The organism is Pigmentiphaga sp. GD03639, from assembly GCF_029845405.1.
In the GTDB taxonomy this organism is placed as follows: Bacteria; Pseudomonadota; Gammaproteobacteria; order Burkholderiales; family Burkholderiaceae_B; genus Pigmentiphaga; species Pigmentiphaga daeguensis.
The window spans coordinates 15,032-30,946 of the sequence record NZ_JAOCLR010000048.1; the positions used below are offsets into that span (position 1 = coordinate 15,032).

Annotated in this window: 15 protein-coding genes; 13 read left to right on the forward strand and 2 right to left on the reverse strand. The window is 67.8% G+C overall.

What is annotated here, in order from left to right:
* The first annotated feature begins 74 nt into the window (after window positions 1-74).
* The 6 genes from N5K27_RS27635 to sodC all read left to right on the forward strand — a co-directional run bounded on the left by N5K27_RS27635 (window position 75) and on the right by sodC (window position 6,056).
* The gene (locus tag N5K27_RS27635) at window positions 75-998 is read left to right on the forward strand and encodes an FAD-binding protein (protein ID WP_087837955.1); all 924 of its coding nucleotides are present in this window, start codon (window positions 75-77) and stop codon (window positions 996-998) included.
* Window positions 999-1,067: 69 nt separating this feature from the next.
* Complete coding sequence (locus N5K27_RS27640) at window positions 1,068-3,389, forward strand: NADP-dependent malic enzyme (protein ID WP_087837989.1); 2,322 nt, start codon at window positions 1,068-1,070, stop codon at window positions 3,387-3,389.
* The gene (locus tag N5K27_RS27645) at window positions 3,349-4,620 is read left to right on the forward strand and encodes a patatin-like phospholipase family protein (RefSeq protein WP_243724522.1); all 1,272 of its coding nucleotides are present in this window, start codon (window positions 3,349-3,351) and stop codon (window positions 4,618-4,620) included. Before N5K27_RS27640 ends, N5K27_RS27645 begins: the two co-directional genes overlap by 41 nt.
* 2 nt (window positions 4,621-4,622) lie before the next feature.
* Window positions 4,623-5,015: a ribonuclease domain-containing protein gene (locus N5K27_RS27650; protein ID WP_087837953.1), complete on the forward strand. Its 393-nt coding sequence runs from the start codon at window positions 4,623-4,625 to the stop codon at window positions 5,013-5,015.
* A gap of 3 nt (window positions 5,016-5,018) precedes the next feature.
* The gene (locus N5K27_RS27655) at window positions 5,019-5,447 is read left to right on the forward strand and encodes a barstar family protein (protein WP_087837952.1); all 429 of its coding nucleotides are present in this window, start codon (window positions 5,019-5,021) and stop codon (window positions 5,445-5,447) included.
* A gap of 81 nt (window positions 5,448-5,528) precedes the next feature.
* The gene (gene sodC, locus N5K27_RS27660; protein WP_279820751.1) at window positions 5,529-6,056 is read left to right on the forward strand and encodes a superoxide dismutase [Cu-Zn] SodC; all 528 of its coding nucleotides are present in this window, start codon (window positions 5,529-5,531) and stop codon (window positions 6,054-6,056) included.
* Window positions 6,057-6,071: 15 nt separating this feature from the next.
* Here the strand turns inward: sodC and N5K27_RS27665 are convergent, their stop codons facing one another.
* On the reverse strand, window positions 6,072-6,815 hold the full coding sequence (locus N5K27_RS27665) for a 16S rRNA (uracil(1498)-N(3))-methyltransferase (protein ID WP_087837950.1): 744 nt from the start codon (window positions 6,813-6,815) through the stop codon (window positions 6,072-6,074).
* Window positions 6,816-6,937: 122 nt separating this feature from the next.
* Between N5K27_RS27665 and tkt the strand changes: the two genes are divergently transcribed.
* From tkt to N5K27_RS27700, 7 genes are all read left to right on the forward strand, one after another.
* Window positions 6,938-8,986, forward strand: a complete 2,049-nt coding sequence (tkt, locus tag N5K27_RS27670; protein WP_279820753.1) for a transketolase — start codon at window positions 6,938-6,940, stop codon at window positions 8,984-8,986.
* A gap of 57 nt (window positions 8,987-9,043) precedes the next feature.
* Window positions 9,044-10,054 (forward strand): type I glyceraldehyde-3-phosphate dehydrogenase, encoded by a 1,011-nt coding sequence (gene gap / locus N5K27_RS27675; protein ID WP_087837948.1) that lies wholly within the window; start codon window positions 9,044-9,046, stop codon window positions 10,052-10,054.
* 4 nt (window positions 10,055-10,058) lie between these two features.
* Window positions 10,059-11,261, forward strand: coding sequence for a phosphoglycerate kinase (locus N5K27_RS27680; RefSeq protein WP_279820755.1), 1,203 nt, complete (start codon window positions 10,059-10,061; stop codon window positions 11,259-11,261).
* 4 nt (window positions 11,262-11,265) lie between these two features.
* Window positions 11,266-12,714 (forward strand): pyruvate kinase, encoded by a 1,449-nt coding sequence (gene pyk, locus N5K27_RS27685; RefSeq protein ID WP_279820757.1) that lies wholly within the window; start codon window positions 11,266-11,268, stop codon window positions 12,712-12,714.
* 34 nt (window positions 12,715-12,748) lie between these two features.
* A complete protein-coding gene (gene fba, locus N5K27_RS27690) occupies window positions 12,749-13,813 on the forward strand; it encodes a class II fructose-bisphosphate aldolase (RefSeq protein WP_087837945.1) in 1,065 nt (354 codons plus the stop codon).
* A gap of 28 nt (window positions 13,814-13,841) precedes the next feature.
* Window positions 13,842-14,726, forward strand: coding sequence for a phosphoribosylaminoimidazolesuccinocarboxamide synthase (locus N5K27_RS27695; RefSeq protein ID WP_279820760.1), 885 nt, complete (start codon window positions 13,842-13,844; stop codon window positions 14,724-14,726).
* 93 nt (window positions 14,727-14,819) lie between these two features.
* Window positions 14,820-15,191: a hypothetical protein gene (locus N5K27_RS27700; RefSeq protein ID WP_279820762.1), complete on the forward strand. Its 372-nt coding sequence runs from the start codon at window positions 14,820-14,822 to the stop codon at window positions 15,189-15,191.
* Between the two features lies 1 nt (window position 15,192).
* Here the strand turns inward: N5K27_RS27700 and N5K27_RS27705 are convergent.
* Window positions 15,193-15,915, reverse strand: a 723-nt coding sequence (locus N5K27_RS27705) for a GntR family transcriptional regulator (protein ID WP_279820763.1), incomplete at its 5' end; no start/stop codon positions are given.

A 15,915-nucleotide genomic window follows, 5' to 3' on the forward strand; every position in this document is an offset into this window, starting at 1 on the left:
CTCCCTGGCCGGACCTTTCCGCCTCCCGGGCCCGAAGGCCGGTACGGCCTTTTTCCCGGCACGGAGCCCTTGCCATGAAACCCGGCCGCCGCGCGTTCTTCCTGCCCCGCATGCTTTCCGATTCGCCCTGGCCGGCCTTCTGCCAGCGCCTGGCGCGCATGGCCCGCGGCCAGGTCAGCGACGAGACGCCGCAGGCCGGTGCCCCCGGGCGGGCGCGCCTGGTGGTGGCCCGGGAAGAGGACGTCTATCACGCCGCCGCGCTGTGCCGCGAATTCGGCGTGCTGCTGGTGCAGCCCGGCGCGCGGGAGGCCGCCTTGCCCGCGGAGCGCGGCTGGCTGCGGCTGGATACTTCGCAACTGGCGGCGATCGAAGCCTTCGACGAGCGCTCGGGTACCATCGTGGTGCAGGCCGGCTGTCCCATGGGCGCGCTGCGCGAGCGGCTGGCGGGAACGCCATGGCGCTGGCACGCGGGCGCCGATCTCGAACCGGTCGGGGCCTGGCTGCTGCGAACCCGCGGCTGGCTGCCGGGCCGCTGCCGGGATTCCGGCCTGGAGGCCGCCCAGGTATTGCTGGCCGATGGCGCATTCGAACAATTGGGCCCTTTCGGGGCCGAATCGACCCAGCCGCTTCGCTCCACGTCGGCCAGCCGTCTCGTGTCCGACCTGTTCCAGCTGGCTTCCGACTCCGCCGTGGCGGCGATGCTGGAGCTGCCGGTCTGGCCGGCCGGCTACCGAATCGATGCCCTCGTGCCGCGTGCCGCCACGGGCGGCGAGCCGGTGCCCAACCCCGCGCACTTCCTGCTGGGCAGCGAAGGCACCCTGGCCTGGGCGGGGCGGTTCCGGCTGCGTCTGCGCGATGCCGGGGAAGCGCCCCCGGTGCTGTCCGTCCAGGAGCGCGAAGACCGCGCTTCGGGCCGGGAAACCCCGGCCGACCGGCTCGATGCCATGGTCAAGGCCACGTTCGACGCGGGCGGTGTTTTCCCGTCGTCGGTTGTCTAACCCGTGCCGGGAGCGGATAATCCGCACCTCGCATAACTTCGTGTGACCGCCCTGCGGGCGTTATTTTTCATGGCTCAACCCCTCGACCCCAACCTGCGCAAGGCCGCTCTCGAATATCACGAGTACGGCCGTCCGGGCAAGATTTCCATTGCCCCGACCAAGCAACTCGTCAACCAGCGCGACCTGGCGCTGGCCTATTCTCCGGGGGTAGCGGCGGCGTGCGAAGCCATCGTCGACGACCCCGCGGCCGCGTTCCGCTACACCGCGCGCGGCAACCTGGTGGGGGTGATCTCCAACGGCACGGCGGTGCTGGGCCTGGGAGCGATCGGGGCGCTGGCGTCCAAGCCGGTCATGGAAGGCAAGGCGGTCCTGTTCAAGAAATTCGCCGGCATCGACGTGTTCGACATCGAGGTCAACGAGACCGACCCCGACAAGCTGGTCGACATCATCGCGGCGCTCGAGCCGACGTTCGGCGGCATCAACCTGGAAGACATCAAGGCGCCGGAGTGCTTCGCGGTCGAACGCAAGGCCCGTCAGCGCATGAACATCCCCGTGTTCCACGACGACCAGCACGGCACGGCCATCACCGTGGCGGCCGCCGTGCTGAACGGCCTGGCCGTGGTCGGCAAGAAGATCGACGAGGTCAAGCTGGTTGCGTCGGGCGCGGGCGCCGCGGCGCTGGCCTGCCTGAACCTGCTGGTGGACCTCGGCCTGCCGCTGGCCAATGTCTGGGTGACCGACATCGAGGGCGTGGTCTGGAAGGGACGCACCACGCTGATGGACCCCGACAAGGAGCGTTTCTCGCAGGATACCGACAAGCGCACGCTGGGCGAGGTGATCGAGGGCGCCGACGTGTTCCTGGGCCTGTCCGCTGGCGGCGTGCTCAAGCCCGAGATGGTGGCGGCCATGGCCAAGCGGCCGCTGATCCTGGCGCTGGCCAACCCCACGCCGGAGATCCTGCCCGAGGTCGTGAAGTCGGTGCGCGACGACGCCGTCATCGCCACCGGCCGTTCGGACTATCCGAACCAGGTCAACAACGTGCTGTGTTTCCCCTACATCTTCCGGGGCGCCCTGGACGTGGGCGCGACCACCATTACGCGCGAGATGGAAATCGCCACCGTGCATGCGATCGCCGAACTGGCGCGCCAGGAACAGAGCGAGATCGTCGCCGCGGCCTATGACGTGTCCGATCTCGCGTTCGGCCCGGAATACCTGATTCCCAAGCCTTTCGATCCGCGCCTGATCGTGCGCATTGCGCCCGCCGTGGCGCGCGCCGCCATGGACTCCGGCGTCGCCACGCGGCCGATCGCCGACATGGATGCCTACGTCGAGCAACTGCAGCAGTTCGTCTATCACTCCGGCGCCTTCATGCGTCCGCTGTACGGCGCGGCGCGCCGCACGGTGCGCGAGGGCGGCAAGGCCCGCATCGTCTACACCGAGGGCGAGGACGAGCGCGTGCTGCGCGCGGTGCAGGCGGTGGTGGACGACGGCCTGGCCCGTCCCATACTGGTCGGCCGTCCGGCGGTGCTGGCCAAGCGCATCGAGAAGCTGGGCCTGCGGATGCGCCTGGGCCAGGACGTCGAGGTCACCAACACCGAGTTCGACGAGCGCCACCGCAACTATTCCCAGACCTACTGGGAAATGACCAAGCGCAAGGGCATCACCAAGGAATACGCGAAGATCGAGATGCGCCGGCGCCTGACGCTGATCGGCGCGATGATGGTCCACCAGGGCGACGCCGACGGCATGATCTGCGGCACGGTCGGTCCCTACGGCAATCACCTGCAGTTCGTCGACGAGGTCATCGGCCGCAACCCCAGCGCCAAGGTCTACGCCGCGATGAACTTCCTCGTGCTGCCGCAGCGCACGGTGGTGCTGGTCGATACGCACGTGAACGAGAATCCCGATGCCGACCAGCTGGCCGAGATCACCATCATGGCGGCCGAGGAAATGAAGCGCCTGGGCGTCGAGCCCAAGGCCGCGCTGCTGTCGCACTCGAACTTCGGCTCCAGCGATTCGCCGTCGGCGGTCAAGATGCGCCAGGCGCTGGCGCTGATCCAGGAGCGCGCGCCGTGGCTGGAAGTGGACGGCGAGATGCACGGCGACTGCGCCATCGACGAGGCGATCCGCAACCGCATCATGCCGGACAGCGCGCTCAAGGGCGAAGCCAACCTGCTGGTGTGCCCCACCATCGAGTCGGCCAACATTGCCTACAACCTGCTGAAGACGGCGGCCGGCAACAACGTGGCCATCGGTCCCATCCTGCTCGGCTGCAAGGCCCCGGTCAACATCCTGACCGCCAGTTCGACGGTGCGCCGCATCATCAACATGACCGCGCTGACGGTCATGGATGCCAACGCCTCGCGCCTGGATGGCAGCGGCGGACGTTGATCCCGCAGCGGGGGCCGCGCGTGCGGCTCCCACCGTGCCGGTGCTGCGGCCCGCATGCACCGGCCTCGTGCTTGCCGGCGGCGGCGCCCGGGCGGCCTACCAGGTAGGTGTGCTCAAGGCCATCGTCCGCATCCTGGGCGAGCGTCCCGGCGGCCTGCACGCCAATCCCTTCCATGTCCTGTGCGGCACGTCGGCCGGTGCCATCAACGCCGCCGTGCTGGCCTGCGGCGCCCATCACCTGCAGCAGACGATCGAGCACATGCTGGACGTCTGGGAGAATTTCCACGCCGACCAGGTCTACCGGACCGATGCGCTGCGCACCGTGCGCGGCGGGGGAAGCTGGCTGTCCATGCTTTCGTTCGCGCTGATGATGGCCCGCGTGGGCCGCAGCCAGCAGCCCGCGCTGTTGGACAACCAGCCGCTGGGCGAACTGCTGCGCGGCGTGCTGGACTTCGGGCGGCTGGACGCCAACCTGGCCGACGGCGTGGTCCAGGCGCTGGCCATCGCCGCTACCGGCTATACCTCGGGCCAGCACATCACCTTCTACCAGTCTGCCTACGAGATCGAGCCGTGGCGCCGTTCCCTGCGCGTGGCGGTGCGGGCCGAAATCGGCGTCGAGCATCTGCTGGCGTCCAGCGCGATCCCGTTCGTGTTTCCTGCCCGCCGGCTGCTGGTGCATGGAGAGCCCGAGTGGTGCGGCGATGGTTCCATGCGGCAGCTTGCTCCCATCAGCCCCGCGATCCACCTGGGCGCCGGCCGCGTGCTGATCATCAGCGGCGGCCATTCCGAGGCGGATCCCCGGCGCAGGGCGGGGGCGGCCACCTACCCGACGCTGGCGCAGATCGGCGGCCACGCTTTGTCCAACATCTTCCTGGACAGCCTGGACGCCGACATCGAACGCATCCAGCGCATCAACCAGACCCTGTTGCGGCTGCCGGCCGGGGAGCGCTGGAGCGGCGCGCTGCGTCCCATACGCGTGCTATCGATATCTCCCAGCCAGCGCCTGGACGAGATCGCCGGCCGCCACCTGGACAGCCTGCCTGCGGCGATGCGCACGCTGCTGCGCGGCATGGGCGTCTCGTCCGGCCCCGATACCCTGACGGGCGCTTCCCTGGCGTCCTACCTGCTGTTCGAGCCCGGCTACACGCGTGAGTTGATCGCCCTGGGGTTTGGCGATACGCTCATCCGCAGCGACGAGGTGCTGGCATTCTTCCGTACCGACGAGGAATAGCGATGTCTTGGACACTAGGCCGTTTCCTGCGCGGATTCACGATCGTGCTGTTGTGGCTGGCGCTGGGGGCTGGCGCATGGGCCCGAGGCCCCGTGCCCGGCACGATCGACGCGCGCGACCTGCCGCCGGAGGCGCGCCAGGTGCTGGCGCAGATCCGGCAGGGCGGGCCGTTCCGCCACGCCCGCGACGGCGTGACGTTTTATAACCGCGAACGCCTTTTGCCCGTGCGGGCGCGTGGGTACTATACCGAGTACACCGTCCCCACGCCCGGTGCGCGCAACCGCGGCGCGCGGCGCATCGTCGCCGGCAAGGGCGACACGGGCGATCCCGCCACCAGCGGAGAGTACTGGTATACCGCCGATCACTACGCGTCGTTTCGGCGCATCCAGGAGTGATCCATGTCCTCGAATGCGAGAAACCTGAACGAATGCCTCAAGTCCGGCGGTGCGCTGGCCGGTCCGGACCTCGACGTGAAGGCCTTGCTCCAGGCCGCGCGGCACTTGAAGCTGGCCGTCTACGAGGTCGATTGTTCGCGGGCCAAGAGCAAGTCCGCCGTGCTGCGGGCAATCGCCAACGCGGTCGATTTCCCCGAGCATTTCGGCGGCAATCTCGATGCCTTGTACGACTGCCTGTGCGACACGGTGCTCGATCAGCCGGCCGGCATGGTGCTGGCGCTGCGCCAGCTGCACCAGGACGATCCCGGCCTGTCCGAGCACGCGGCGGCCATCGCCCAGGTAGGCGAGGACGTGGTCGAGTTCGCGCGCGAGAACGGCAAGGCCTTCACCTTCGTCCTGGACAAGGCCGACGGGGCGGTTGCGCCGGCCTAGGCTGGGCGGCGCGGCTGTCCGCCGGACTTGCCCATGCGGGGTGGCGCCATTCGTTTGTCCATGACGAGGTAAGGAGGATCCATGAAACGCCACATTGCGGCAATGCTGTTCCTGGGAACGTCCACGCTCTGCGCGCCGGCCCTGGCCGACCTTTCCATTCCGATGACCACCGTGGACGCCCAGGGCAAGGGGCAGGACATCGGCAAGGTCACGGTCAAGGAAACGCCCTACGGCCTGGTGTTCACGCCGGCGCTGACCGGTCTCGCGCCGGGCCTGCACGGCTTCCACGTCCACCAGAATCCCAGTTGCGACCCCGGCCAGCAGGACGGCAAGCCGGTGGCCGCGCTGGCGGCGGGCGGCCACTACGATCCGAAGAAAACCGGCAAGCACGGCGAACCCTGGGACGATGGCGGCCACCTGGGCGACCTGCCGGCGCTGTACGTGGATGCCAACGGCAAGGCGGACTATCCGGTGCTGGCACCCAAGCTGAAGAAGCTGTCGGAGGTGCAGGGCCACGCGTTGATGGTGCACCAGGGCGGCGACAACCATGCGGACCACCCCATGCCGCTGGGCGGCGGCGGTACCCGCATGGCTTGCGGCGTGATCTGACGGGGCTCGCCCCCGTCAGATCCAGTCCAGCTTGGCGGACAGGGCCGAGATCAGCGCGGTGCCGGCTGTCTCGGTGCGCAGGATGCGGTCGCCGAAGCGGACGGCGCGCACGCCGTGGCGGGTGGCCAGCGCGTATTCCTCGGGCGACCAGCCGCCTTCCGGGCCGACCAGCAGTTCCAGGTCGGCCGGGGGGGAGGGCAGGCCGCCCAGCCATTCGGTGAGCCGGACTTCTGCGTCGGGGTCGCAGAACACCCGCCGGGTGCCGTCGGGCGCGGGGCGCGAGAGCCATTGCTCGGGCGTCAGCGGCGCGGCCACGGTGGGGACGCGGTTGCGGCCGCACTGCTCGCAGGCGGCAATCGCCACCCGCTGCCAGTGCTGCACCCGCTTCTCCAGGCGTTCGCCGGACAGCTTGAGGATGCTGCGGGCGGCCGCCAGGGGCTGGATGGCATGCGCGCCGACTTCCACCGCCTTTTCCACCACCCAGTCCATCTTGTCGCCCGACGGGATGGCCTGCGCCAGCACGATGCGGCCCGGCAGCTCGGCCTCGCGCGGATCGTGCTGGCCCAATTGGGCCATCGCCGTCCGGCCGTCCACTTCCAGCCGGGCGGGGTACTGGCCGCCCCGGCCGTCGAACAGGACGATCTCGTCGCCGTCGCGCAGGCGTAGCACGCGCAGGGCATGGTGGGCGATGGGCACGGGCAGGGCGAGCCGGGCGCCGGCTTGCAGGGGAAGATCGACGTGGAAGCGGGGCAAGGGCATGGATGGAAGAGCGATGTAACTTTTGACAAGCATCCTGGCCCCCGAAAGGGCGGGGGACTTGTACGAATGTTAAACTCGAAAGCTTTGTAGCAGCGGGTTTTCCCGCCGGAACGAGTGTCTTCATGAGCAATCAAGCCGCCTCTCAACTCAATATGGCGGATGCCATCCGTGCGCTGTCCATGGATGCCGTCCAGAAGGCCAACTCCGGCCACCCCGGGGCGCCGATGGGCATGGCGGAAATCGCCCTCGCGCTCTGGCATGGACACCTGCGCCACAATCCGGCCAATCCCGCCTGGGCCGACCGCGATCGCTTCGTGCTGTCCAACGGCCACGGCTCGATGCTGATCTATTCGCTGCTGCACCTCACGGGCTACGACCTGCCCATCGAGGAACTGCGCAATTTCCGCCAGATGCATTCGAAGACCCCGGGCCACCCCGAGGTCGGCATCACCCCGGGAGTCGAGACCACCACCGGTCCGCTGGGGCAGGGCATCTCCAACGCCGTGGGCATGGCGCTGGCCGAAGCGCTGCTGGCGGCCGAGTTCAACCGTCCGGGCCTGCCCATCGTCGACCACTTCACCTATGCCTTCGTCGGTGACGGCTGCCTGATGGAAGGCATCTCGCACGAAGTCGCCTCGCTGGCCGGCACGCTCAAGCTGTCCAAGCTGGTCGTGCTGTACGACTCGAACGGCATCTCCATCGATGGCGAGATCAAGTACTGGTTCGCCGACGATACCGCCAAGCGTTTCGAGGCCTATGGCTGGAACGTGATCCACAACGTCGACGGCCACGATGCCAAGGCCGTCGAGGCCGCCATCGCCCAGGCCAAGGCCCAGGCCGGCAAGCACGGCGGCCCGACGCTGATCGAGTGCCGCACCGTCATCGGCAAGGGCGCGCCCACCATGGCCGGTACCGACAAGGTCCACGGCGCGCCGCTGGGCGACAAGGAAATCGCCGCCACCCGCGAAGCCATCGGCTGGCCCTACGCGCCCTTCGAGATCCCGGCCGAGGTCTATGCGTTCTGGGACGGCAAGGCCAAGGGCGCGCAGGCCGAAGGTGCCTGGAACGAGCTGTTCGCCAAATACGCCGCCCAGTTCCCCGGGCAGGCCGCCGAGTTCGAGCGCCGCATGCGCGGCGACCTGCCGGCCGAGTTCGCCGAGCAATTCGCCCGGTTCCTGGCCGAGACCAACCAGAAGCAGGAAACCGTCGCCACCCGCAAGGCATCGCAGTTCGCCATCACGGCGCTGGCCGGCATGCTGCCCGAGCTGCTGGGCGGCTCGGCCGACCTGACCGGTTCCAACTACACCGACTGGAAGGGCGTGGCGCCGGTGCGCGCCGGCAAGGACGGCATCGAGTTCGGCCGCCACATCAACTACGGCGTGCGCGAGTTCGGCATGGCCGCCATCATGAACGGCATCGCGCTGCACGGCGGCTACCTGCCGTTCGGCGGCACCTTCCTGACCTTCTCCGACTATTCCCGCAATGCCCTGCGCATGGCGGCGCTGATGAAACAGCGCGTGGTGCACGTGTTCACGCACGACTCCATCGGCCTGGGCGAGGACGGCCCCACCCACCAGTCCATCGAGCATGCGGCCAGCCTGCGCCTGATTCCCAACCTGGCGGTCTGGCGTCCCTGCGACACCACCGAGACCGCGGTGGCCTGGGGCGCGGCGGTCGAGCGGCCGGCCAGCATCGGCATGGACGTGCATGCGGGTGGTCCGACGGCGCTGCTGCTGTCCCGCCAGAACCTGCCTTTCGTCGAGCGCGACCAGGCCACCATCGCCAACATCTCGCGCGGCGGCTACGTGCTGCGCGACGCGCTCAACCCGCGCGCCGTGATCATCGCCACCGGCTCGGAAGTCGCGCTGGCGCTGGCCGCGCAAGAGGCGCTGGCCAAGGACGAGATCTTCGTGCGCGTGGTGTCCATGCCGTGCACGCAGGTCTTCGACAGGCAGGACGAGGCCTGGCGCCAGCACGTGCTGCCGCGCAGCCTGCCGCGCGTGGCGGTCGAGGCCGGAGTCACCGACTACTGGCGCAAGTATGTGGGACTGGACGGCGAGGTCGTGGGGATCGACACCTACGGCGAATCCGCGCCGGCCGGCGTATTGTTCAAGCATTTCGGATTCACCACCGAACGGGTCGTCGAAGCCGTCCGGAAACTGGTGGGCTGAGCGGGGCCGCCGTCCACCAGCGTCATAGATTCTTCTCATCAAAGCAAAGGAAACACCATGACTATCCGTGTCGCGATCAATGGCTATGGCCGCATCGGCCGCAACGTCCTGCGTGCCCACTATGAAGGTGGCAAGAAGCACGACATCGAAATCGTCGCCATCAACGACCTGGGCGATCCCAAGACCAACGCGCACCTGACCCGTTACGACACTGCCCACGGCAAGTTCCCCGGCACCGTCACGGTCGAGGGCGAGTACATGGTCGTCAACGGCGACAAGATCCGCGTGCTGGCCAACCGCAACCCGGCCGAGCTGCCCTGGGGCGAACTGGGCGTGGACGTGGTGCTGGAATGCACCGGCTTCTTCACCAGCAAGGAAAAGGCCGGCGCCCACCTGAAGGGCGGCGCCAAGAAGGTCGTCATCTCCGCCCCCGGCGGCAAGGACGTCGACGCCACCATCGTCTACGGCGTGAACCAGGACGTGCTGAAGGCCGAGCACACCGTCATCTCGAACGCCTCGTGCACCACCAACTGCCTGGCCCCGCTGGTCAAGCCGCTGCACGACAAGCTGGGCATCGTCTCGGGCCTGATGACCACCGTCCACGCCTACACCAACGACCAGGTGCTGACCGACGTCTACCACGAGGACCTGCGCCGCGCCCGCTCGGCCACCCAGAACATGATCCCGACCAAGACCGGCGCCGCCGCCGCGGTCGGCCTGGTGATGCCCGAGCTCAACGGCAAGCTGGACGGCTACGCCATCCGCGTCCCGACCATCAACGTGTCGGTGGTCGATCTGACTTTCATCGCCAAGCGCGACACCACCGTCGAGGAAGTCAACGCCATCCTGAAGGAAGCCTCGGAAGGCTCGCTCAAGGGCATCCTGAACTACTCGACCGAGCCGCTGGTGTCGTCCGACTTCAACCACGACCCGGCCTCCAGCACCTTCGACGCCACGCTGACCAAGGTCAACGGCAACCTGGTGAAGGTCTCGTCGTGGTACGACAACGAGTGGGGCTTCAGCAACCGCATGCTGGACACCACCGTGGCGCTGATGTCGGCGAAGTAAGTCCATGAGCAAGGTCATCACGCTGGCCGATCTGGCGGCCAAGGGAAAACTGGACGGCAAGCGGGTGTTCATCCGCGCCGATCTGAACGTGCCCCAGGACGACCAGGGCAACATCACCGAGGACACGCGCATCCGCGCGTCGGTGCCGGGCATCCGCCTGGCGCTGGACGCCGGCGCGGCGGTCATGGTGACGTCGCACCTGGGCCGTCCCACCGAAGGCACCCTGACCCCCGCCGATTCGCTGGCGGTGGTGGCCAAGCGCCTGTCCGAGCTGCTGGGCAAGCCCGTGCGGCTCGTGGCCGACTGGGTCGACGGCGTGTCCGTCGCGCCCGGTGAAGTCGTGCTGCTCGAGAACTGCCGCGTCAACAAGGGCGAGAAAAAAGACGACGAGGCGCTGGCGCGCAAGATGGCCGCGCTGTGCGACGTCTACGCCAACGACGCCTTCGGCACCGCGCACCGCGCGGAAGCCACCACGCACGGCATCGCGCGCTACGCCCCCGTGGCCTGCGCCGGCCCGCTGCTGGCGGCCGAGCTGGACGCCCTGGGCCGCGCGCTGAGCGCGCCCAAGCGGCCGCTGGTGGCCATCGTGGCCGGTTCCAAGGTCTCGACCAAGCTGACCATCCTCAAGAGCCTGGCCGACAAGGTCGACCAGCTCATCGTGGGGGGCGGCATCGCCAACACCTTCATGCTGGCCAAGGGCCTGCCCATCGGCAAGTCGCTGGCCGAGCCGGATCTGGTGAACGAGGCCAGGGCCATCATCGAGATCATGGAGAAGCGCGGCGCCGCCGTGCCCATCCCGACCGACGTGGTGTGCGCCAAGACCTTCGCCGCCGATGCGCCGGCCCAGACCAAGTCCGCCGATGCCGTCGCGGCCGACGACCTGATCCTGGACATCGGTCCCGTCACCTCCGAACGCCTGGCGCAGTTGCTCAAGGCCGCCGGCACCATCGTCTGGAACGGCCCGGTGGGGGTGTTCGAGTTCGACGCCTTCTCGCATGGCACCGAAACGCTGGCCCGCGCCATCGCGGCCTCGCCGGCGTTCTCGATCGCCGGCGGGGGCGACACGCTGGCCGCGATCGCCAAGTACGGCATCGCGGACCAGGTTGGCTACATCTCGACCGGTGGCGGTGCCTTCCTCGAGTTCCTGGAAGGCAAGTCGCTGCCCGCGGTCGCCATCTTGGAGGAGCGCGCCGCTCAAGGCGCCTGACCCTGTGGACGCACCTTCCGCTCGTGCCACGAAGATCGTGGCTACACTCGGGCCGGCTTCCAGCTCGGCCGACACGCTGGCGCGGATGATCCGTGCCGGCGTCGATGTAGTACGGCTCAATTTCTCGCATGGCACTGCGGAAGACCACGCGGCGCGCGCCGGCCTGGTGCGCGCCGCCGCGCTGGCCTGTGATCGCGAGGTCGCGATCATGGCCGACCTGCAGGGGCCCAAGATACGCGTCGGCAAGTTCGCCGACGGCAAGGTCCAGCTCGAGCCGGGCCAGCCCTTCATCCTCGATGCCGCCTGCGAACTGGGCGACCAGGGCAAGGTGGGCCTGGACTATCCCGACCTGCCGCGCGACGTGCGGTCGGGCGACATCCTGCTCCTGAACGACGGCCTGATCCGCCTGCTGGTGATCCGCGTCGCAGGCACCGAGATCCACACCGAGGTGCTGGTCGGGGGCGAGCTCTCGAACAACAAGGGCATCAACCGCCAGGGCGGGGGCCTGACCGCGCCGGCGCTGACCGGCAAGGACATGGAAGACCTCCGGTCCGCGGTGCAGATGGGCGTGGACTACATCGCCATCAGCTTCCCCAAGAACCGCACCGACATGGAGATGGCACGCCAGCTGGTGGCCATCGCCGGCGCCCCCACCGGCGCGCGGCCCCAGCTCATCGCCAAGATCGAGCGGGCCGAGGCCATCGCCGTGCTCGAGGAAATCATCGACGCCTCGGACGGCATCATGGTGGCGCGCGGCGACCTGGCGGTGGAGGTCGGCGCGGCCGCCGTGCCCGCGCTGCAGAAACGCATGATCCGGATGGCGCGTTCGCGCAACCGTACCGTCATCACGGCCACGCAGATGATGGAATCCATGATCGTCAACGCCATGCCCACGCGCGCCGAAGTGTCGGACGTGGCCAACGCGGTGCTCGACGGTACCGATGCGGTGATGCTGTCGGCCGAGACCGCGGTCGGGCGCTACCCGGTCGAGACCATCGAAGCCATGGCCTCCATCTGCCTGGAAGCCGAGAAGTCCCAGCATTTCGAGCTGGACAAGGATTTCCTGGACCAGACCTTCCATCGCGTGGACCAGTCCATCGCCTACGCCGCGCTGTTCACCGCGCATCACATGCGCTGCAAGGCGATCTGCGCGTTGACGCATTCGGGTGCGACCACCTTGTGGATGAGCCGGCACGATAGTGCAACACCCATTTACGCATTGACCCCGCGCGTGGCGACGCAGCGTAAAGTAGCGCTGTACCGCAACGTGCGGACGTTGCAGCTGGAAGAATCCGGCGATCGCGACGCATCGCTGCTGGCGGCCGAGAAACTGCTGGTGGAAAAGGGCGTGGCGGGGCCGGGAGACCTGGTCGTCTTCACCGTGGGCGAACCGATGGGTTCGCCGGGCGGAACCAATACTCTAAAAATCGTGCGCGTCGGCCAACACGGTTGAGCGCGGCATTACAACTTTCAATCAGGAGTTCACAATGGCACTCGTTTCCATGCGTCAACTGCTCGACCATGCGGCAGAAAACGGCTACGGCATCCCGGCGTTCAACGTCAACAACCTGGAGCAGGTCCAGGCCATCATGGAAGCCGCCGACGAGACCAACAGCCCGGTCATCATGCAGGCCTCGGCCGGCGCCCGCAAGTATGCCGGCGAAGGCTTCCTGAAGGCCCTGATCGCCGCGGCGGTCGAGTCCTATCCCCACATTCCCGTCGTCATGCACCAGGACCACGGCCAGTCGCCCGACGTCTGCAAGGGCGCCATCGCGATGGGCTTCTCCAGCGTGATGATGGACGGCTCGCTGATGGCCGACGGCAAGACCATCGCCGATTACGACTACAACGTCGACGTCACCACCCAGGTCGTGAAGATGGCCCACGTGCAGGGCATCTCGGTCGAAGGCGAACTGGGCTGCCTGGGCTCGCTCGAAACCATGAAGGGCGACAAGGAAGACGGTCATGGCGCCGAAGGCACGATGACCCGCGAACAACTGCTGACCGACCCCGAGCAGGCCGCCGACTTCGCCAAGCGCACCCAGATCGACGCGCTGGCCATCGCCATCGGCACCAGCCATGGCGCCTACAAGTTCTCGCGCAAGCCCAGCGGCGATATCCTCGCCATCGAACGCATCAAGGAAATCCACCGCCGCCTGCCGACCACCCACCTGGTGATGCACGGCAGCTCCAGCGTGCCGCAGGACCTGCTGGCCGAGATCCGCGAATTCGGCGGCGACATGAAGGAAACCTACGGCGTGCCGGTCGAGGAAATCCAGGAAGCCATCAAGCACGGCGTGCGCAAGATCAACATCGACACCGACATCCGCCTGGCGATGACCGGCGCGATCCGCCGCTTCCTGGCCGAGAACCCCTCGAAGTTCGACCCGCGCGAGTACCTCAAGCCCGCGCGCGCCGCCGCCAAGAAGATCTGCGTCGAGCGCTACACCCAGTTCGGTACCGCCGGCAACGCCAGCAAGATCAAGGCGATTCCGCTGTCGCAGATCGCCGCCGACTACGCCTCCGGCAAGCTGGCCCAGATCGTCAAGTAAGCCCTCAACCGTCGAAGCAGGCCGCATCATGTCCGCACCGCTCTACCAGTCCACCATCCGTTCCCTGCCGCTGCTGGCGCGAGGCAAAGTGCGCGACATGTATGCCGTCGGCGACGACAAGCTCCTGATCGTCACCACCGACCGCCTGTCCGCCTTCGACGTCATCCTGGACGATCCGATCCCGGGCAAGGGCGAGGTGCTGAACTCGCTCACCAACTTCTGGCTGGGCCGGCTCGGCAACATCATCCCCAACCACCTGACCGGCGTCGAGCCCGAGAGCGTCGTCGCCGCCGACGAACGCGACCAGGTCGCGGGCCGGGCGGTGGTGGTCAAGCGGCTCAAGCCGGTGCTGGTGGAAGCGGTGGTGCGCGGCTACCTGATCGGCTCGGGCTGGAAGGACTACCACGACACCGGCGGCGTGTGCGGCATCAAGCTGCCGGAAGGCCTGGTGCAGGCGCAGAAGCTGCCCGCGCCCATCTTCACGCCGGCGGCCAAGGCGGAACTGGGCTCGCACGACGAGAACGTCAGCTTCGAGCACGTGGTCAGGGAAGTCGGCCCGCAACTGGCCGAGCAGATCCGCGAAGTCTCGCTGCGCATCTACCAGTTGGCGTCCGAATATGCCGCCCAGCGCGGCATCATCATCGCCGATACCAAGTTCGAATACGGCCTGGACGAGAACGGCGTGCTGCATTTGATGGACGAGGTGCTGACGCCCGATTCGTCGCGCTTCTGGCCGGCCGATTCCTACGTGCCGGGCAGCAGCCCGCCGTCGTTCGACAAGCAGTTCGTGCGCGACTGGCTGGAAACCCAGCCCTGGGACAAGACCGCTCCCGCGCCGAGGCTGCCGCAGAACGTGCTGGAGCGCACGTCGGACAAGTACCGCGAGGCGCGGGTCCGGCTGGTCGGGGTTTGATCGCGCGCTTGTGCCAGGCAGGATGACGGCGGGCAGGATGGAAACATCCTGCCCGTTGTTTTTCAGCGCGACCGTATGGCATAGAATATTTCCATGACCGCCGCTCTTGCCTTCGACACCTTGCAATATTCCAAACGCCTGCAGCAGGCAGGCGTGGCTGCGCCTGTGGCCGATGCGCAGGCCGAGGCCCTGGCGCAGGTGCTGACAACCGGCATGGATGCCTTGGCTACGCGAGCCGATCTCGAACGGGTCTCTCTGGCAGCGCGTACCGATCTCGAGCGGGTGGAAACCAGCCTCAAAGGAGATATCCACGCGCTGGAAAACCGGTTGATCAGCACCGAGGGTCAGCTGAGATCGGAATTTCGCTCGGAATTGCGCCTGCTGGAACAGCGCATGACCATCAAGCTCGGTTCCATGCTGGTCGTGGCCGTGGGCGTCATGGCGGTGCTCGACAAGCTGCTCTGAATCAGATCAGCGCGATCTCCAGCCTGACCGCATCCCCCCGGTATATCCCTTCCCCCACGTAGATCAGCTTGCCCGACGTGTCGATGGCGCGCCGCACGACGTGCGCCACCGGCGCGTTCAGCGGCAGTTCCAGCAGCGCGGCCATCTCGCGGTCGGCGCTGCCCAGGGTCATGACCTGGTTGGCCCGCGCGATGCGCTTGCCGGCGATCTCGTGCAGGATGGGCAGGGTGGCCTCGTGCCGGAAGCGCTCAGGCGGTCCTTGCCTGAACAACTCGCTGTCCAGAATGAAGCGGGCCGCCAGGTAGGGGTGGCCGTCGCGCGCGTGCAGCCGGCGCATCATCGTGTAATGCTCGGCCGGTTCGCCTTCGCCCGCCGCGAAGGCGGGCAGTTCGTCCAGCTCGCGCTGTTCCAGGACCTCGATGTCCGCACCCTCGTGGGCCGAGATCAGCGAGGCCCAGTCGATGGCCAGCCGGTGCGCGCTGCGCTCCTTGGGCGTCCGGCGAACGAAGCTGCCCTTCGCGCGGAAGCGCTCGATCAGCCCTTCGTCCTCCAGCACGCCCAGCGCCTCGCGTATGGTGCCGCGCGCCACTTCGAAGTCCACGGCCAGGTCCGCCACGTTCGGGATGCGGCCGCCCACCGGCCAGTCGCCGGTAATGATCTTGTTGCGGAACAGCGATGCCAGTTGCAGATAGCGCGCCATCCGGTCGAGCGTGGTGTCGGTGAA

What these genes read in the sequence shown, in the direction of transcription:
- sodC (WP_279820751.1), top strand. Translation starts at nt 5,529, where the DNA reads ATGAAACGCCACATTGCGGCAATGCTGTTCCTGGGAACGTCCACGCTC.
- N5K27_RS27695 (WP_279820760.1), top strand. Translation starts at nt 13,842, where the DNA reads ATGTCCGCACCGCTCTACCAGTCCACCATCCGTTCCCTGCCGCTGCTG.
- N5K27_RS27665 (WP_087837950.1), bottom strand. Translation starts at nt 6,815, where the DNA reads ATGCCCTTGCCCCGCTTCCACGTCGATCTTCCCCTGCAAGCCGGCGCC.
- fba (WP_087837945.1), top strand. Translation starts at nt 12,749, where the DNA reads ATGGCACTCGTTTCCATGCGTCAACTGCTCGACCATGCGGCAGAAAAC.
- N5K27_RS27645 (WP_243724522.1), top strand. Translation starts at nt 3,349, where the DNA reads ATGCCAACGCCTCGCGCCTGGATGGCAGCGGCGGACGTTGATCCCGCA.
- N5K27_RS27655 (WP_087837952.1), top strand. Translation starts at nt 5,019, where the DNA reads ATGTCCTCGAATGCGAGAAACCTGAACGAATGCCTCAAGTCCGGCGGT.
- N5K27_RS27640 (WP_087837989.1), top strand. Translation starts at nt 1,068, where the DNA reads ATGGCTCAACCCCTCGACCCCAACCTGCGCAAGGCCGCTCTCGAATAT.
- N5K27_RS27680 (WP_279820755.1), top strand. Translation starts at nt 10,059, where the DNA reads ATGAGCAAGGTCATCACGCTGGCCGATCTGGCGGCCAAGGGAAAACTG.
- N5K27_RS27635 (WP_087837955.1), top strand. Translation starts at nt 75, where the DNA reads ATGAAACCCGGCCGCCGCGCGTTCTTCCTGCCCCGCATGCTTTCCGAT.
- N5K27_RS27650 (WP_087837953.1), top strand. Translation starts at nt 4,623, where the DNA reads ATGTCTTGGACACTAGGCCGTTTCCTGCGCGGATTCACGATCGTGCTG.
- N5K27_RS27700 (WP_279820762.1), top strand. Translation starts at nt 14,820, where the DNA reads ATGACCGCCGCTCTTGCCTTCGACACCTTGCAATATTCCAAACGCCTG.
- gap (WP_087837948.1), top strand. Translation starts at nt 9,044, where the DNA reads ATGACTATCCGTGTCGCGATCAATGGCTATGGCCGCATCGGCCGCAAC.
- tkt (WP_279820753.1), top strand. Translation starts at nt 6,938, where the DNA reads ATGAGCAATCAAGCCGCCTCTCAACTCAATATGGCGGATGCCATCCGT.